This window comes from Nostoc sp. (assembly GCF_036917575.1).
Lineage (GTDB): Bacteria > Cyanobacteriota > Cyanobacteriia > Cyanobacteriales > Nostocaceae > Nostoc.
The window spans coordinates 95,198-112,340 of the sequence record NZ_JBALDC010000008.1 but is presented as its reverse complement, the minus strand read 5'-3'; the positions used below and the strand labels follow the sequence as shown (position 1 = coordinate 112,340).

The 17,143-nt window shown below is 41.7% G+C and carries 15 protein-coding genes; 10 read left to right on the top strand and 5 right to left on the bottom strand.

The window, feature by feature from the left end:
• Positions 1-127: 127 nt before the first annotated feature.
• Entirely contained in the window at positions 128-826 is a 699-nt protein-coding gene (locus V7K79_RS02295; protein ID WP_335044318.1) for a hypothetical protein, read from the bottom strand.
• 346 nt (positions 827-1,172) lie between these two features.
• Between V7K79_RS02295 and V7K79_RS02290 the strand changes: the two genes are divergently transcribed.
• A complete protein-coding gene (locus V7K79_RS02290) occupies positions 1,173-3,242 on the top strand; it encodes a DNA polymerase III subunit gamma/tau (protein WP_335044316.1) in 2,070 nt (689 codons plus the stop codon).
• Positions 3,243-3,374: 132 nt separating this feature from the next.
• Here V7K79_RS02290 and V7K79_RS02285 read toward each other — a convergent pair whose 3' ends face one another.
• A complete protein-coding gene (locus V7K79_RS02285; protein ID WP_335044314.1) occupies positions 3,375-4,781 on the bottom strand; it encodes a glycosyltransferase in 1,407 nt (468 codons plus the stop codon).
• A gap of 183 nt (positions 4,782-4,964) precedes the next feature.
• Complete coding sequence (locus tag V7K79_RS02280; RefSeq protein WP_335044313.1) at positions 4,965-5,132, bottom strand: hypothetical protein; 168 nt, start codon at positions 5,130-5,132, stop codon at positions 4,965-4,967.
• 292 nt (positions 5,133-5,424) lie between these two features.
• Between V7K79_RS02280 and ebsA the strand changes: the two genes are divergently transcribed.
• Positions 5,425-5,799, top strand: a complete 375-nt coding sequence (gene ebsA, locus V7K79_RS02275; RefSeq protein WP_289797664.1) for a type IV pilus biogenesis protein EbsA — start codon at positions 5,425-5,427, stop codon at positions 5,797-5,799.
• 78 nt (positions 5,800-5,877) lie between these two features.
• Positions 5,878-6,066, top strand: a complete 189-nt coding sequence (locus V7K79_RS02270) for a hypothetical protein (protein ID WP_335044311.1) — start codon at positions 5,878-5,880, stop codon at positions 6,064-6,066.
• A gap of 125 nt (positions 6,067-6,191) precedes the next feature.
• On the opposite strand, the gene V7K79_RS02265 is transcribed toward V7K79_RS02270, so the two are convergent.
• The gene (locus V7K79_RS02265) at positions 6,192-7,685 is read right to left on the bottom strand and encodes an SIMPL domain-containing protein (protein WP_335044309.1); all 1,494 of its coding nucleotides are present in this window, start codon (positions 7,683-7,685) and stop codon (positions 6,192-6,194) included.
• Positions 7,686-7,967: 282 nt separating this feature from the next.
• Here V7K79_RS02265 and V7K79_RS02260 point away from each other — a divergent pair, with 282 nt between their 5' ends.
• The 6 genes from V7K79_RS02260 to rimM all read left to right on the top strand — a co-directional run bounded on the left by V7K79_RS02260 (position 7,968) and on the right by rimM (position 16,215).
• On the top strand, positions 7,968-8,567 hold the full coding sequence (locus V7K79_RS02260; RefSeq protein ID WP_335044307.1) for a cytochrome b/b6 domain-containing protein: 600 nt from the start codon (positions 7,968-7,970) through the stop codon (positions 8,565-8,567).
• Between the two features lie 24 nt (positions 8,568-8,591).
• A complete protein-coding gene (locus V7K79_RS02255; protein WP_335044306.1) occupies positions 8,592-10,025 on the top strand; it encodes a bifunctional orotidine-5'-phosphate decarboxylase/orotate phosphoribosyltransferase in 1,434 nt (477 codons plus the stop codon).
• A 158-nt stretch (positions 10,026-10,183) separates the two neighbouring features.
• Positions 10,184-11,275: an AI-2E family transporter gene (locus tag V7K79_RS02250; RefSeq protein ID WP_335044304.1), complete on the top strand. Its 1,092-nt coding sequence runs from the start codon at positions 10,184-10,186 to the stop codon at positions 11,273-11,275.
• A gap of 404 nt (positions 11,276-11,679) precedes the next feature.
• Positions 11,680-13,584, top strand: coding sequence for a GTPase family protein (locus tag V7K79_RS02245; protein ID WP_335044302.1), 1,905 nt, complete (start codon positions 11,680-11,682; stop codon positions 13,582-13,584).
• Between the two features lie 637 nt (positions 13,585-14,221).
• On the top strand, positions 14,222-15,505 hold the full coding sequence (locus tag V7K79_RS02240) for a valine--pyruvate transaminase (RefSeq protein WP_335044300.1): 1,284 nt from the start codon (positions 14,222-14,224) through the stop codon (positions 15,503-15,505).
• A 14-nt stretch (positions 15,506-15,519) separates the two neighbouring features.
• Positions 15,520-16,215, top strand: coding sequence for a ribosome maturation factor RimM (rimM, locus tag V7K79_RS02235; RefSeq protein WP_335044298.1), 696 nt, complete (start codon positions 15,520-15,522; stop codon positions 16,213-16,215).
• A gap of 191 nt (positions 16,216-16,406) precedes the next feature.
• On the opposite strand, the gene V7K79_RS29910 is transcribed toward rimM, so the two are convergent.
• The gene (locus V7K79_RS29910; protein WP_442938885.1) at positions 16,407-16,610 is read right to left on the bottom strand and encodes an STAND family AAA ATPase; all 204 of its coding nucleotides are present in this window, start codon (positions 16,608-16,610) and stop codon (positions 16,407-16,409) included.
• On the opposite strand from V7K79_RS29910, the gene V7K79_RS02230 reads away from it, so the two are divergent.
• Entirely contained in the window at positions 16,582-16,812 is a 231-nt protein-coding gene (locus V7K79_RS02230) for a transposase (protein ID WP_335044344.1), read from the top strand. The two genes, V7K79_RS29910 and V7K79_RS02230, sit on opposite strands and share 29 nt — an antisense overlap.
• Positions 16,813-17,143 lie beyond the last annotated feature (331 nt).

Here is a 17,143-nt window from a genome sequence, read left to right as displayed (position 1 = left end):
AAAAATCCATTAGATTCCGACAGCGCTTCCGTAGTAAACTAGCAAAAAATATACAAATCTTCAAGAGCATAGCATTACAACGTAACAATTCCCAGATTTAACTCTTGAATTTGACTCTCTCCAGCAGTTAATTTTCAGTTTGCTCTGTAGTCGGTTGACCATCAGGATACAACTGATTAATTAATGCTTGGACAAGCACTTGGGGGTCGTCTGTTTCAATAGCAAGCTGTTGAGCAATCTGCTGACGTAAATTTTCATCCTCCTGCAACATGACAAACAACTGTTCTAGGGTGACAGTTTGGTATTCTCCCTCTGGGAGATTCTCTGGTGGTTCTGCTGACTCTAAGACTGGGGCTGGTACTTCAGAAGTCAAAGCAGTGTTAAAAGCATCTGGCCCTTCGTATTCCCAAACTGGTTCGCCTTCATTGCGTGTCAACAACTGCATCCCGATATTATAGGCAACATCTCCGATTTCGCCGACGCCCAATTCACCCAATTGCACTAACCGCGCAGCCATTTCATTATTTGGTGTCGGAGATGCGAGCAATCTATCGCCAAAGCGCCCCAACCACTCAACCCAGTCTTGAGTTGTGATCCGATGTTCGATATTATGCAGCCACTTCTGTGCCCATGCTTCCCCTCTTGCTTGATGTACTCCCTGCAACAGTTCATTGAAGAGAAATTCCAGATCCGTATCGCTCAAGGGTGGTGCTGGTTCTTTTTCCACATTCCCCCTAGATTTTGAGGTAGTGTGTTTTCCACCAAATAAGCTCTGAAAAAGCTTTTTGAGCCATTGAAATAGCCGCTTGAGCATCTGCTGCACCATCGAGTTTTACTTATCTATAAAATTGTAGCGATCGCACTGGACTATGGCGTTAGTTCAGTCAATAAAACGTATAGTCATTTGTCATTTGTCAAGAGTTTTTTCCCTGATCTCCACTAATCAATCAGAACAAATGTACTAAATAATATGCTATAATTCCCATACATTGATGTTGATATCATCTTTGGTTGCTTGTATTGCTGAGTGCCAAAAGTTACAATTTTAGTTAAGTACGGCACTATGGCAACATCGATAAATAAAGCCAGGTACGAGAGTTTAAAATAATTGAATCCTAAACTCGACTCGGTGCTAGTAATTAACTTTAAAAGGCATTGAAGTCAATATTTCCATGTCTTATGAACCCCTGCACCACAAATATCGCCCCAAGAGTTTTGCTGAACTGGTGGGTCAAGAGGCGATCGCCACCACCCTCACGAACGCGATCGGCACATCTAAAATCGCCCCCGCCTACTTATTCACTGGGCCCAGAGGTACGGGGAAAACTTCTAGTGCCCGAATTCTGGCTAAATCCCTTAATTGTCTCAAAAGTGACAAGCCTACTGCTGAACCTTGTGGCGTGTGTGAGGTTTGTCAGGGTATCGCTAAAGGCTACACCTTAGATGTAATTGAAATCGACGCAGCTAGCAACACTGGTGTCGATAATATCCGCGAGTTGATTGAAAAAGCCCAGTTTGCTCCTGTGCAGTGTCGCTATAAGGTTTATGTAATCGATGAGTGCCACATGCTCAGTACCCAGGCATTCAACGCGCTACTTAAGACACTAGAAGAACCACCGAAACAGGTGGTTTTTGTGTTGGCGACAACAGACCCGCAACGGGTGTTACCAACGATTATTTCGCGCTGTCAAAGGTTTGATTTTAGACGCATTCACTTAGAGGCGATGGTGAAGCATTTAAGTGCGATCGCATCTTATGAAAACATTCATATTTCACTTGATGCTGTCACCCTGGTAGCCCAACTTGCTCAGGGAGGGTTGCGAGATGCCGAAAGTCTACTTGACCAATTAGGCTTGTTAGCGGGTGAAGTGACACCAGAGCGAGTTTGGGATTTAGTGGGGACGGTAAGCGAACAGGACTTGCTAGCGCTTTTAAATGCGATCGCTCAAGATAAACCGGAAGCAGTTTTAGACTGTACTCACTACATTCTAGATCGGGGTCGAGAACCCCTAACTGTTCTGCAAAATCTCGCTGCTTTTTACCGCGATTTACTCATAGCCAAAACAGCACCCAACCGCCACGATTTAGTTGCTTGCACTCAGCAAACTTGGACAGCCATGATTGAATTTGCTCAATACTTCGATATGAGCGTGATTTTGGCAGGACAAAAACACTTGCGAGAAGCTGAAGTACAAATTAAAAATACCACCCAGCCGCGTTTGTGGTTGGAAGTAACATTACTAGGATTGTTACCAAGTGCGACGAATATTCAGCCACAAGCCCCAAGTGTCGCGTTGCAAGTTAATACACCTGTTTTATCTCCAAGCTATCCTTCAGTAGTTGCCCAAAATCACCCAGTCTCTTCTTTACCTTTAGCTGAACCGAAAACGAATCATAATTCTACAAACCATCATCAAGCGACAGCCCAAAATCAGCCCGTCACTTCATCTCCCCCAGTTGAACAGCAAACAAATCACAATTCTGCTGCTAACTCAGTTTCACCACCAACCCCAGAACCTGTATCTGTGCCCGCGTCACCTGCGAAAATTGAACCCGTAACTTCAGAAGTTGAGGAAGAAGTTGTTGGGGAAGCAGAATATGACTTAACTCAGATTTGGCAACAAGTGCTTGCCAACCTCCAGCCAAAATCAAGGCAAGAAATGCTGCGTCAAATGAGCCAACTCATAGACTTCGACGGTGTTGTGGCTCGAATTGCTATTAAACAGGCATGGTATGACAAGGGTAAATCTTATCTACCAATGATTACGGCAGCTTTCCAGCAGACTTTCCAGCGTGAAATCCAGATAAATTTAGAAAAAGGAACTTCTTCAAACTTTACCTCAGCCAAAAAAAATTCTCCGCCAAAAGACTCTACTCGTGTTCAGCAGCCACCCACACCCAGTTACAACCAGCAAATTTCGCCTCCAGTACCAGTACCGCAGCCAATCACCCCACCACCAGCACCACAAAAAACCGAGTTGGTTGCAAGAGATGGAAATGAGGTAAATGGAAATAGGGCAAATGGAAACGGGGTAAATGGAAACGGGATGCAAACTTTGCCTCTACCCCCAAAACAAACACCCGCACCTGATTGGGAACCTGACGAAGTTGCGATCGCAGCTCAACGTGTAGCAGAATTTTTCAACGGGCAAATTATCCGCTTTGCAGATGATTTTCCAGAATTCTCCGATTCCATAACTACATCAGAATGGGTAGAAGAATCAGAAGTAGATGATGAATAAAAAATTGGGGATTGGGGATTGGGGATTGGGTATAAGTCTTTGATACTTGCTGACGAGTCTTTGAACTCCACTCCTCCCCTCTCCAGTTCCCCAGTCCCTATTCCCCATGCCCCATGCCCCATGCCCTATTTCCTATTCTCCATTCCCAGTATGCAAAGTTTTCACCCATTTCAGGCGCTTTGGTCTTACCGACATCCGAGCAGTAGTACTACTCATGACGACTAACCAGTGCAACATATATAAATTGCCACGCAGGGTTTGCACCAGCATCATAAAATATGTAGAAAGTGGGAATTTTTGATCTTGACGTATCCGTTTTAGACCTGTAAACATTCCTACCATCGACATAGTAACGGATAAGCCTGTGATCGGACTTAACATGGGTGGACGATGACGAGCGATCGCCATTAATAAATCTGGGACTGTTGCTGTCGGTAAGATATACATAATTAGCATAAAAATCAGCAAATCCCAGCTTTTGCGCCCTCCCATGCGGTTTTTGAGAATTAAATCCCAATAATCCAAATAGCGTTGATATCCGCCTTCTGCCCAACGGTTGCGCTGATGCCAGAGTGAAACTGCACTTGTCACTCCTTCTTCTTGCACTGCTGGATGGAAAACACACTCAATATCCCATTTGTCCAAATGTAAGCGGATTGTCAAATCCAAATCATCGGTAATGGTTTCTTCATTCCAGCCACCGCAGCTTTCCAAGGCTGAACGCCGGACAAATTGACCATTGCCTCGCAGTTCGCCAATGCCACCAAGGGCAGTCCGCTGTTGCTGAAACCAGGTATCAAGTGCCATTTCGGCCATTTGACCCTTAGTCCAAAAGTTTTCTTTAGCGTTGGCGATCGCTTTTCGCACCTGCACCGCCCCCACGTTTTCTCTTTGAAATAAAGGTACAACCTGTTGCAGCAAGTCTGGTGTTACTTGGGCATCAGCATCAAATACTGCTATAATGTCGCCCTTTGTCAGCGGCAATACCTGATTCAACGCCCCCGATTTGCCACCAGTAGCTTCTGCTGAACGCCTTAGTACTTTCAGATGATCGTGTTTCTGTTGGAGTTCTGCTAATAAACGTGGCGTGCTATCACTGCTGCGATCGTCAATTATCCAAATTTCGTACTGCCCACCTGGATATTCCAGACTACAAAGATTTTTGACTAATTTGGCTATTACCGCTTCCTCATTTTTCGCAGCCACCAGCACAGAAACAGAAGGTAAATCTCCCTGTATTTCTTTTGGATAGCGACGGGATTTAGTAAACACTACCACCAAAGCATGAAATCCTAGAATGGTGGTCAGTCCTAGAATAAAAATGGAAGCCCAAGAAACTAAATGTAGAGCGATCGTGCCACTCCAGACGATAGTCAAGACTAGAGCTGCTTTGCCTCTACGACCTTGAAACCGGGATGTTAGAGACATAGAATCTGTCTCTAACACCGACTCCTCATCTGCTGATAGGTCAGATAACAAGGAGTTGAGCGGATCAAGCTCTTGATAAGAATCTTCTTCGGGCCAGGAATTCGCTGGCATAGGTTAGGTTGCTTGATTCAAAAACCACTATTTGTCTACAGTTAGTAATTTTACGGACAAATATCCCTAAGCTACTTTTCCCGATATTAATCGGAATGGGCAAACTGTAATACCCACTATCCCTAAGCCAAAAGCCGCTGGGACTACCTTTGTTGTTACCGCCATCTACGTAATTACCTCGTATTAACCACGTTTGCTACTCTTAGACAAGGCTTGATTCCTTTGATAGCCACTTAAGCAGGAAGCTTCTAGAGTCAGACTTTCTCCAATGAGAACTCCGGTTTGGGTAAAGTAATAGCAAGGTAGCAGCAGCTTTTTGTTGGGAAAAACTGCAACAACGGCATTCACCACTTTACAGTAGACATTTTTAGTGTTATCGTTCCCAGATTCGATAACAGTTAATGCAGCATTATTGTAACCGAAATTTTAATATTTCTTAGTAGTAACTTCATTTATTGGGCATTGGGCATAAGGAATAAGTCTTTGATACTTGCTGACGAGTCTTTGAACTCCACTCCTCTGCTCTCCAGTTCCCATGCCCCATTCCCTATTCCCCACTATGTGCTTTAGACACATCTTTTGGGAATACTACTAATATCCACTAATATCCCTAGTTACTAACTAACTTGAGGAATATTTAACTATGTCTATTGAGCAACTCCAGCCTGCAACTCAACAACAAGCCAGTGTTTACTTACCTTATGTTCAGGGTGCTAGGCGCAATTTCTTACCCTATGCCATCAGTCTTTATCAAAAAGGGGTCTTGGAAGGACATCGAAAGATCGAAGCTAGCGAACATGTCCCCTTTGTCGCTTCCTGGAATGTTGCTACTTTACCCTCAGACTTAACCCGTTGCCGAATTCAGTTTGATGGCAATGCTGACCTGAGTTATGAACTGATGATGGCTAGTTTCGAGTTTATTAATTTTTTAATTGAACTTATGGATAACTATAAACGTTATCGCATCACCGATTTTTCACAACCATTTTACCGCAAGCTACTACGTATAGATGATTGATGAAGCTTAGTCAGACTTTTACAAGTTCGGCTTGTATTTAAAATTACTATAGTGGGTCTGTGGCAAAAGTTTTAATAGGTGAATCAGTTATCAAATTTCTCTTCTTTACCTCTTAATTTTGCGTTCTTCTCTAACACTCGACTAGACGAAAAGATTAGAAAATTGTATGAAGTACAGGCTTGGGTAAGTGGTGCGATCGCTCATATTTTATTTAGTGCTGTTCCAAAGAATCTAAAAGGAAAAAGTCAGCACCTACATCACCGATGAGAATGGCACATGGCACGGTGTACTTGCGCCATGTGCTTGTGACAGTTGCGTAATTCCTGATTAAGAGGATATTTTAAAAAAGTCGAACGGCAAAATTATACCTTCTGGGACTTTTAAAACATCCTCTAAGCAAATTGCTGCAATCCATTAAGAGGTAGATCGAGAATCACTGCTGAATTTGGAGAATAACCGATATCTAGAGAAACACTAGCTTTTATCGTCTGAGGACCACCAATTACGGGAGTTGTAGCTGTTGCAAACGCCCCATCTGCTGCTAGATTAGACACCAAAGGAGATGGTCTAGGATTGTCATCTGAGTTAATATCAATCTTAATAATCTCTCCAGGGGTCAACTTCAAGGTATTAAAAACAGCCTGAGCCTGAGCTTGGGCATCTTTGACAGCTTCGCTGAGAACTTGCAGACGTGCCTGTTGCAATGCTTGGTCTGAGGCAGTAAAGCTGATATTCTCTATTACATTTGCACCTGCTTGGATAGCTTTGTCAATTGCTGCCCCAGCTTGATTTGTTGGTAACTCAAACTCAAGTGTATTGAGACCTTCAAAACCAGTTAGAGTTTGAGTATTATTTTCATCGCTATAGACCGGATTTAGTTGAATAGATGTGGTTTGAAGTTCTTGCGCCCCAAGGTTTTGCAGCACATAAACGACTGCTGTTGAACGTTGAGCAGCAGCCTGTTGAACTTCGGTTGCAGTTTTTCCCTGTACTTTAATCCCCAATTGCACCTCAGTTAAAGTCGTGGTAACGTTGACTTCTCCTTGACCAGTAACTTCCAATATCTCAGCAGTGTTTGGTGTAGTGCTACCAATCAAGGGATCGGCGATCGCAACACCCAAATTTCTCACACCTGTGAGATTATCAGTAGCGCAAGCGGGAGTCCCTGCTGAATTTGGAGAATAACCGATATCTAGAGAAACACTAGCTTTTATCGTTTGAGGACCACCAATTATAGAAGTTGTAGCTGTTGCAAACGCCCCATCTGCTGTTAAATTAGACACCAAAGGAGATAGTCTAGGATTGTCATCTGAGTTAATATCAATCTTAATAATCTCTCCAGGGGTTAACTGTAAAGTACTAAAAACAGCCTGAGCCTGAGCTTGGGCATCTTTAACAGCTTCGCTGAGAACTTGCAGACGTGCCTGTTGCAATGCTTGGTCTGAGGCAGTGAAGCTGATATTATCTATTACATTTGCACCTGCTTGGATAGCTTTGTCAATTGCTGCCCCAGCTTGATTTGTTGGTAACTCAAACTCAAGTGTGTTGAGACCTTCAAAGCCGATTAGGGTTTGAGTATTATTTTCATAGCTATAGACCGGATTTAGTTGAATAGATGTGGTTTGAAGTTCTTGTGCCCCAAGGTTTTGCAGCACATCAACGACTGCTGTTGAACGTTGAGCAGTTGCTTGTTGAACTTCGGTTGCGGTTTTTCCCTGTACTTTAATCCCCAATTGCACCTCAGTTAAAGTTGTGGGAACGCTGACTTCTCCTTGACCAGTAACTTCCAATATCTCAGCAGTGTTTGGTGTAGTGCTACCAATCAGGGGATCGGCGATCGCAACACCTAAATTTCCCACACCTGTGAGATTGGCTGTGTTAGCCATCTTATTCTCCTTGCTTAAATGATGTTTGATATCTGTTGATGTTTTAATCTTAAAGGATGTCTGAAAAGTAAACCGCCTTGAGCGCCAATACATACTGGATAAAAAACGCTCTCACATTCCCCAACCAAAATCTGATAATTTGACAACTCTAGGGTTGTCAGAAAACCCCATTCCAATACTGAATCTAATGATGAGAAAATAAAGATAAGCAATGCCCACCTCCAAACTTGCTGGGCTATTTACTTAAGACAGATAGACAGCAAATTTTATCAGTCAAAATTTATGACTTATAACGTTCCATCTCCAACTCGAAAGCGGCCCACTCAAGCAATAGGAGCCAAAATTTTCCACTCTTGTAACATCATTAGTCTATTTATCATGCTCACCAGTGGACTACAAATTTACAACGCCAACCCTGTTTTTGGTGGACGCGCAGGTTTGCACATTCCTTTGATATTTACTTTAGGAGGTTGGCTGGCAGGAGGTAGACACTGGCATTTTGCTGCAATGTGGCTATTTTCGCTGAATCTGTTGTGGTATGGAATTTACATTTTAATTACCCGACGCTGGCGACATCGCTTTGTAGGTGCTAATGATTTCAAAGCATTACAAAAAACTCAAAATTCTCAACGCCTAATTTATGCTTGGCATCGGATTGTTTATACAGCAATTATTCCCATCTTGCTGCTGGCATTATTTACAGGAATAGGAATGTATAAACCTGCTCAATTTCCCTGGATTGTGGATTTATTCGGCGATTGGCAAGCATTGCGAATTGTTCACTTTGCCTCAGTGCCGATGGTTATCTTATTTGTAGTGATTCACTCAGGGTTAGGGCGTCAGGCTGGTGGTACTAAATTAATAGAATCAATGTTTTGGTAAACAATACTTTTTTAAACTAAAAAAATGAACTTTTTTGATAAATTGAATCGTAATATCTTGGAAAATCAAAGCTTACTATTTGTCGGACTCGATCCAAATCCAGAGATGATGCCTGGGCGTTATGAATCTGAAGAACTGATGGCTGGTTTGGAAAAGTGGTTACAATTCATTATTACGGAAACTTCTGATTTCGTTTGTGCTTATAAACCGACATTTGGCTTTTACGAAGCGTTAGGTATTCCTGGTTTAGAACTGCTACATAAAACTTTAGCAGCTATTCCAGCCCACATTCCAGTGATTTTAGATGCCAAACATAGTGACTTAAATACTAGTACCATTTTTGCCCAAACTGTGTTTACAAAATGGCAGGTGGATGCAATCACTCTCAGTCCCTATACAGGACAAGATCACGTAGCACCTTTTTTAGTCTATCCTGATAAAGCGGCGTTTATTTTATGCTGTACTTCTAATCCAAGTGCAGAAACTTTACAGCAGTATCCTACAAACGAATCACCTCTTTATTTACAGGTAGTAAAAGAATCTAAAACCTGGGGAACTCCAGAACAATTGGGTTTGGAAGTAGGAACTACAAATTCTGAAGTTTTAGCACTTATTCGAGCAATTGCACCTGAACGAATTATTATGGCGCGTAGTATCTGGGCGGAGGGTCAAAATCTAAAGCAAATTTTAGAAGCTGGCTTGAATAGTAATGGTGATGGTTTACTGATTCCTGTTCCTCAAGATATGTTGGGAAATACACAATTATCAGAGGAAGTCCAGTCTTTACGTGCAGAAATTAATCAAATAAAAACTGAAATTATTCACGAAAATTCTACTTGTTCTGTGTGGTTTCCTGATGTTTGTTTTCTAAATCAGCACCCCCACCAAGATTTGATTTTACAACTTTATGATATTGACTGCATTATGTTTGGCAGCTTTGTCCAAGCATCAGGAGCTATATTTCCTTATTACATCGACTTACGCAAAATTATTTCCAATCCCCAACTTTTTAATCAAGTTCTCACAGCTTATGAGAATATTTTGAAGAACCTGAATTTTGATAGATTAGCAGGTATTCCCTATGGTTCTTTACCTACTGCGACTGGTTTAGCTTTGCGCCTTCATTGTCCGATGATTTTCCCGCGTAAAGAGGTGAAAGCACACGGAACTCGGAGAGTAATTGAGGGTAACTTTCATACTGGTGAAACAGTTGTAGTGGTTGACGATATTCTCATTAGCGGCAAAAGTGTCATGGAAGGAGCGGGAAAGTTGGAATCAGCAGGATTAAAGGTTAATGATATTGTGGTATTTATCGATCATGAACAGGGGGTAAAAGATAGGTTACAGCAAAATGGTTATCGCAGTCATGCGGTTTTAACTATTTCAGAAATTACTAATACTCTCTATCAAGCAGGGCGAATAAATGAGGAGCAATTATTAGCTTTCACTGAAAGTTAATAATTAGAATAATGAGGAGTAGGGAATAGAAAATTGGGAAAGACGAGATGAATTGTGTCTGTACTGGGGGAAAGTTTTTATTGTCTACTTCCTGTTGAGCAGATTTGATTATTCGGTTAAATCTAGTAAATAGAATAATTTTTGCTTTGAAATTAATTATGAATTTTTCACTGAATCAATTACTTAGATGGTTAATTTTTACACTGTTGTTTCCTCTAGTATTCCTCAATGCTTGGCTAGCAGTTTTGCTAATTAAAAACTTTCAACCTGTTGTAACAATTCTTGTATTGGCTACCTTGCTTGCATTCATTTTAAACTATCCTGTTTCGATTCTCCAACAGCGAAAAGTTAAACGCAGCTATGCAGTAGCATTAGTTTTTATATTAGCATTGGTAATTGCTGTGGCTTTAGGTATCACTTTAATACCCATTGTTTTAGAGCAATTTAATGAAGTGGTTAAAGTCTTTCCCCAATGGATTGATTCTAGCGAAGAAAAGCTTCAGATTGTAAATGATTGGTTTTTGAGGCACAAATTAAATGTGAATTTAAGTCAGTTATTAGCACGAATTAATGACCAACTACCAAATGAGATAGAGTTTGTTTCAGATAAGCTCTTAAGTATTGTTATAGATACAATTGATAGTGTTTCTGAGGCATTAATCACAGTAGTTATAACTTTTTACTTATTGTTAGATGGACCAAGAATTTGGGAGATAATATTTAAAAAAATACCTGGAAATCTTGCCCAGCAGATAAGCCAGTCTATTCAGCAAAACTTCCAAAATTACTTAATAGGTCAGGTAAGTTTGGCTTTGCTAATGGGTGTTTCAATAACATTATTGTTTTTAGGTTTTCAAGTCCAGTTTGGTTTACTCTTTGGTTTGGGAGTTGGCCTTTTAAGCTTAATTCCCTTTGGTGATGTTGTCAGTCTTGTTTTAATAACTTTAGTAATAGCGTCACATGATTTTTGGCTAGCAGCTAAGGTTTTTGCGGTAGCTGTTGTCATCGATCAGGTAATCGATCAGGCGATCGCACCCCGTTTATTAGGTAAGTTTACTGGTATTAGACCAATATGGGTATTAATTGCTTTGCTTGTAGGAACCAATGTTGGCGGAGTCTTGGGTTTACTAGTTGCAGTACCTGTAGCTGGTTTTATCAAAGATGTAGCAGATGGTTTTTCTAAATCTAATAACGTAGGTGAGAGTGAAGCAGCATCAGAATTGTTAGTAGAAGAATCAATATCGCAATGAGTTATGGATAACAATTACCATCTCTACCGTTAACGGGAAGTTGCAATAGTATCATTTAGGTCGTACTCACTCAAGTCAACAACATATTCACTAGTATTTTAGGTTTTATGGCAAGCGATCGCTTTGTTTTTGAGCAACCGCACTTAGGGTTACAGGTTCTTTAATTGAGCGGTAGTTTTCAACCGTAAAATCTACAAGCATAATTCAACGCCCACAAGGCAGTTTTTTGTGATTTATTCACGTAAATCTTATCTAAAAGGCAGGCAAATCTCCACTTTTACCACAACACATCACACGAACTAGTAGCTAGATTACACTCTAATACACGCGGTAATCCAGAACTCACCACAAGATTTAGATCGACAATAGCAATATAAGAAGTCTAACCAAGGCAGGTATGGGTAATGGTGCGATTAAAACTGTGGCAGTGGGTTGTCTTAGCAATTCCGATCGCGTTTATCATCATTTTCTTACTGGTGTCTGCCGGTTCGCAAATTCACGCTTGGGGCATTAATTGGATTTGGGGTGTATTCACCGTTTTATTCGTAGGTTGGCGTTGGCTGCTAGTCAAATGGACTCAACCAGCTGTTAACCAGGTGGAAGCTGTATTAGCCCAAGTCCAAGAAGAACTGGAATCGACAGCAGAGGATAGAGTAGGGCAATCTGTGGGAAGTGACACCACAAAACTTGTAGAAGCCGCTCTTCAAGAAATTCTGCAAGCAGCACAAAGCGATCGCCCGATTTGGGAAGACTGGCAAACTTTTTGGACGCGATGTCAGGATTTAGTGGTAGCGATCGCTCATATCTACAATCCTCAGATTCAATACCCTTTGCTGAATATTTACGTCCCCCAAGCTTATGGGCTGATTCGAGGAACGGTGGATGATATGGATCGGTGGATGCAAAAGTTATCCCCTGTCCTGAATCAAGTAACCGTGGGACAAGCATACCAAGGATATGAGGTCTACCGGAAGTTGGAACCATCAGCTCGGAAATTCTGGAAAGTTTGGAACTGGGCACAATGGATCTTAAATCCGGTGGCGGCGGTGGCAAAACAAGCCAGTCAGGGTTTCAGTAACCAAGCAACTCAGCAATTATTGGGTAATTTGAGCCAGTTATTTCGGGAAGCTGCCTTGAGAAACTTATGCCGACAAGCGATCGCTCTTTACGGACGTAGCCCAGTTCCAGCAACCGTAGTATCTACACCAACTTTACCCAAGGCAAAAACTCAAACACTCCGAGAAATCTTGACTCAAGTCCAACCAGCCGAGGCGGTTGAGCAAAAACCCGTGAATATTCTGCTGGTGGGGCGCACGGGGTCAGGAAAAAGTAGTCTGATTAACACCCTATTTCAAGCGGATCTCGCAGCCGTTGATGTTTTACCCAGTACCGATCGCATTCAGAATTATCAATGGCAGACTCAAACTGGGGAAACCCTAACGCTTTGGGATACACCTGGTTATGAACAAGTCAACCGTGCCGATCTCCGAAATTTGGTGCTTGATTATGCGATCAACGCCGATTTGTTGCTGTTAGTTACCCCTGCCCTCGATCCCGCCCTGCAAATGGATGTGGACTTTTTGCAAGACATCAAAGCAGAAGTTACAGATTTACCTGCGATCGCGATCGTCACTCAAGTAGATCGTCTACGTCCGATCCGCGAATGGCAACCACCTTATGATTGGGAATGGGGCGATCGCGCCAAAGAAATTGCCATTCGCGAAGCCACTGAGTATCGGGCAAAAATGTTAGGGAACTTCTGTAATCTAGTTTTACCCGTGGTTACAAGTGACAGCAAAACAAGACGAACTGCTTGGGGAGTGGAGGCGCTATCGTTGGGATTAGTAGATGCGATCGCACCTACCAAGCAACTCCGTCTCGCCCGTTTTTTGCGTAATTTAGAAGCCCGCATCGTCGCCGCCGCTAAAATCATCGACCACTACACTTTTCAGATGACGACAACACAAGGATTGACGACATTGCTCAAAAGTCCCGTCCTTCAGTTTGTTTCTACGCTTTCAACCGGATCTCCAGCCCTAGCATATATGCTAGCGGAGCAAATTCCCGTCGAACAGTTGCCAATTGTAATTGGCAAACTGCAAATGGGATATGAACTTTTCTCGCTCTTGAACTCCAACTCACTCAACTTTGAATTGCTATCCCTTTGGCCGCTACTGCTGGAAAACTCCGCTTCACCCGATCGCAACGCCTGGGCATTTGGTCACGCCTTAGTGGAGTACTGGACTCAGAATTTAACAGTTAAACAACTCGGGCAGCGATTTGAGTATTATTTGTCGATTGCCAAATAATTTGTTTACATTAAGAAATTAATTTTTTTGGAGTTATTATCGTCACTCGATAAAGTGAAAGCGTCGGTATGACAAACTTTGCTTGCTTTCACCTCAACTATAGCAGGAGGCAGGAGGCAGGAGGCAGGAGGCAGAAGGCAAAACTATTACTATTCCTAGCTTCCACTCTTTTAAAATGTCCTAACCTATGTGACTACGGCTATAACACTTCGCCGGCTTGTGGCCTTGACAGTTGAACGGTTTCAATCGTCAACGGCTTACCTGCGCTGTGAGCTACTGCTGCTTTAACTTTTAATATTCAGCGCTCCTGTTTAGTTTTGTGATTTGTCATTTGTCATTGGGATTAAGAGAGAGGTAATAGGGAATAATCTGTACCTTGTACTCCTGTAACCTATACTTTATTCCTTTCTTCAATCTCAATAAATATTGAACGCATGATAAACTTTTGTATTACTTCATCATATTTACCAAGCACGATCGCCACTATAACGATAAATATTACTTTGTTAAAATATGATTCTCTGGCTAGATTAGTTAAAGGCGGCAACAGCTGTTTTGACAACAATGTAAACTGGATATCAGCAGCAACCCCCAAATAATTTGTCCACCCCTAAATTAATATATTTTGTCACAGCTTATGAACCCTGCCCTTACTCAAATTGGCGCTCAAATGTCCAACCTGACTGGCGTCAGAGCAATCATGAAGGATATTATCGAGACATTACGAGCGGGTGCAGGGCAGCATTTTATTAATTTGAGCGCTGGTAATCCGTTGATTTTGCCAGAGGTAGAGCAATTATGGCGGGATTGTACTGCACAGCTTTTGGCTAGTCCAGAATATGGCGAGGTAGTTTGCCGTTATGGCTCAAGTCAGGGCTATGCACCATTTGTTGAAGCGATCGCCAACGACTTCAACAAACGCTACGGGTTAAACTTAACCGAACGCAATATCCTGATCACCCCCGGTAGTCAAACCCTCTACTTCTACGCTGCCAATACCTTCGGTGGTTACACCCCCAGTGGCGAGTTAAAACAAATCGTTTTGCCGCTCAGTCCTGACTACACAGGTTACGGTGGTATCTGCTTAGTTCCAAAAGCCTTAACTGCTTACAAACCAACTCTTGATATTGATGCAGCTGCCCACCGATTTAAATATCGTCCTGACTTCAGTCAACTGTCGATTACAGAAAATACTGGTTGTGTCCTTTTCTCTCGCCCCTGTAATCCTACTGGTAATGTCCTCAGCGATGATGAGGTGAAAAAGATTGCCGCCCTGGCTGCGCCTTACAATCTGCCCGTATTAATTGATTCAGCTTATGCGCCTCCCTTCCCAGCATTGAATTTTACCGAAATGACACCAATCTTTGGTGATAATATCTTACACTGCATGAGTTTATCAAAAGCGGGATTACCAGGAGAAAGGATTGGTATTGCTATTGGGGATGAAAAGTGGATTGAGGCGCTGGAGTGTTTCCAAGCAAATATGAGTCTCCATTCTTCACGTTACGGCCAAGCGATCGCAGCTTATGCAATCAATTCTGGTGCTTTAGTAGAAATTTCTCATACTGTCATCCGTCCCTTTTACCAAAATAAATTTACCGTTTTAGAAACCAGCTTAGAACAAGCGATGCCCAAGGATTTACCTTGGTTCCTCCATCGCGGTGAAGGAGCAATTTTTGCTTGGTTATGGTTACAGGATTTACCCATTAGTGACTGGGAATTTTATCAGCTAGTTAAGCAAGTAGGTGTGATTATTGTCCCTGGAAGTACCTTCTTCCCAGGTTTAGAGGAAGAGTGGGCGCACAAGCACCAATGCTTCCGTATCAGCCTCACAGGCAGCGATGAAGAGATTGCCACTGCCATGCAACGTTTAGCAAAAGTGGCCCAAGAAGCTTATAAAGGTGCGGCTGTGACTGCCTAGTAGGGAAAATAGAAATGAAACACGATGAAGCTAACAAAGAGATAGGGAACAGAGGTGCAGAAAACCAGAGAAGCAGAGGAGGAAAAGGAAAATCAAAAAAGTCCAATCCCCAATCCCCATTACCCCTGATCCCCAGAGGGGGCCCCACCTTCCCTAATCTCGATAATTGGTTAGAAATTGGTAAAATTGTTGCCCCTCAAGGATTATCTGGAGAATTACGGGTTTATCCTGTATCAGACTTTCCTGAAAGATTTGAAGTGCCGGGAAAACGTTGGTTGTTGTGTTCGGATGACATAGAACCGCAGCCAATCGAATTATTGACAGGACGTTACATCAGTAACAAAAACTTGTATGTAATCAAATTAGCTGGTGTGGAAAATTGCGATCGCGCGGAAGCGTTGCGCGGTTGTAAATTAATGGTGCCAGCAAGCGATCGCCCGGAATTAGGCGAAAATGAATATCATGTCCTTGATTTGATTGGTTTGGAAGTCTTCATGCAAGTATCTGGCGAACTTGTCGGTACGGTAATAGACATCATCCCCGCCGGCAATGATTTGTTAGAAGTAAAATTGCATCCATCTTTTACTACTGACAAAAAGCAAAAGACTGTTTTGATTCCTTTTGTAGAAGCGATCGCTCCAATGGTAGACTTGCAATCTGGTCGCATTGAAATTAGGCCGCCACTTGGATTATTGGAAATTAATAATTAGGTTATTCCTCTAGTTGCCTATAGTTTCACAGCATTTCATTTTTTTGTGAGCAACAAACTAATCTTGAATTGTCTTTGATGCAATCAAAATTGAACGCTGCACCTGAATTGGAATATTAAGCTTATTCGCTAGTTTTTGACGATCCTTATATCCTATATCATGCATATAACAGTGGTGCAAAATAATCTGTTTCAATAAACGATTGCTCGATGAAGAGAATCTGCCAATTTTTTTGCTGCAAAGAAATAAAAGAGATAACGGTAACGAAACTTTAGACCAGCCTCTGATCGTTGCAGAATAAATGAACTGACTAAATCTCTAATTACTTTGTCTTGATCAACTGTAAGAAAATTCTCTGAGTACTTTATATTTATCGATGAGGCTGGAGTTAACATCGCCATGACTAGACACTTCGCTCGTTCGCCCCAAGGTAGTTGTGCTTATGGTACTCGTCCTGACGGACGTGGAAAAAATGTGACGATGATTGGAGCAATGTCAACAGAAGGTATCATTGCTGCTATGACTTTTACTGGTGGTACTAATAAGTCAGCATTTGAAGCCTATGTTACTCAGGTTAGAGAAAAACAATCTTTGTGACATTGTAATAAAATTGGCGTTAAAAAATCAACCTATGTAATGCTATATGAAATTAGTAAACAGCTTATAAATAATTGATTTTATAGATTTTACAAAACTAAATATAGATGTATTTTATCATACCTACTTACTTATCTTCAAAGTTATAATACTTATATATTGACAAAAAAGCTAGTCTGTAAGACATTAACTAAAAATATATGACATTCATCTGCTTGTTTTGTCTCATATAAAAGTGCTTTAATAAACTACTAAAGCAAAGGTATTTGCAAAATTGATCTAAAAAATTATCACCGAGGTATAAAACTTTTATTTCGCTTAAGACAGTTCG

Coding starts and splice junctions, on each gene's coding strand:
- V7K79_RS02290 (WP_335044316.1), top strand. CDS start 1,173: ATGTCTTATGAACCCCTGCACCACAAATATCGCCCCAAGAGTTTTGCT.
- rimM (WP_335044298.1), top strand. CDS start 15,520: ATGAAACACGATGAAGCTAACAAAGAGATAGGGAACAGAGGTGCAGAA.
- V7K79_RS02240 (WP_335044300.1), top strand. CDS start 14,222: ATGAACCCTGCCCTTACTCAAATTGGCGCTCAAATGTCCAACCTGACT.
- V7K79_RS02285 (WP_335044314.1), bottom strand. CDS start 4,781: ATGCCAGCGAATTCCTGGCCCGAAGAAGATTCTTATCAAGAGCTTGAT.
- ebsA (WP_289797664.1), top strand. CDS start 5,425: ATGTCTATTGAGCAACTCCAGCCTGCAACTCAACAACAAGCCAGTGTT.
- V7K79_RS02245 (WP_335044302.1), top strand. CDS start 11,680: ATGGTGCGATTAAAACTGTGGCAGTGGGTTGTCTTAGCAATTCCGATC.
- V7K79_RS02295 (WP_335044318.1), bottom strand. CDS start 826: ATGGTGCAGCAGATGCTCAAGCGGCTATTTCAATGGCTCAAAAAGCTT.
- V7K79_RS02250 (WP_335044304.1), top strand. CDS start 10,184: ATGAATTTTTCACTGAATCAATTACTTAGATGGTTAATTTTTACACTG.
- V7K79_RS29910 (WP_442938885.1), bottom strand. CDS start 16,610: ATGTTAACTCCAGCCTCATCGATAAATATAAAGTACTCAGAGAATTTT.
- V7K79_RS02255 (WP_335044306.1), top strand. CDS start 8,592: ATGAACTTTTTTGATAAATTGAATCGTAATATCTTGGAAAATCAAAGC.
- V7K79_RS02260 (WP_335044307.1), top strand. CDS start 7,968: ATGACTTATAACGTTCCATCTCCAACTCGAAAGCGGCCCACTCAAGCA.
- V7K79_RS02265 (WP_335044309.1), bottom strand. CDS start 7,685: ATGGCTAACACAGCCAATCTCACAGGTGTGGGAAATTTAGGTGTTGCG.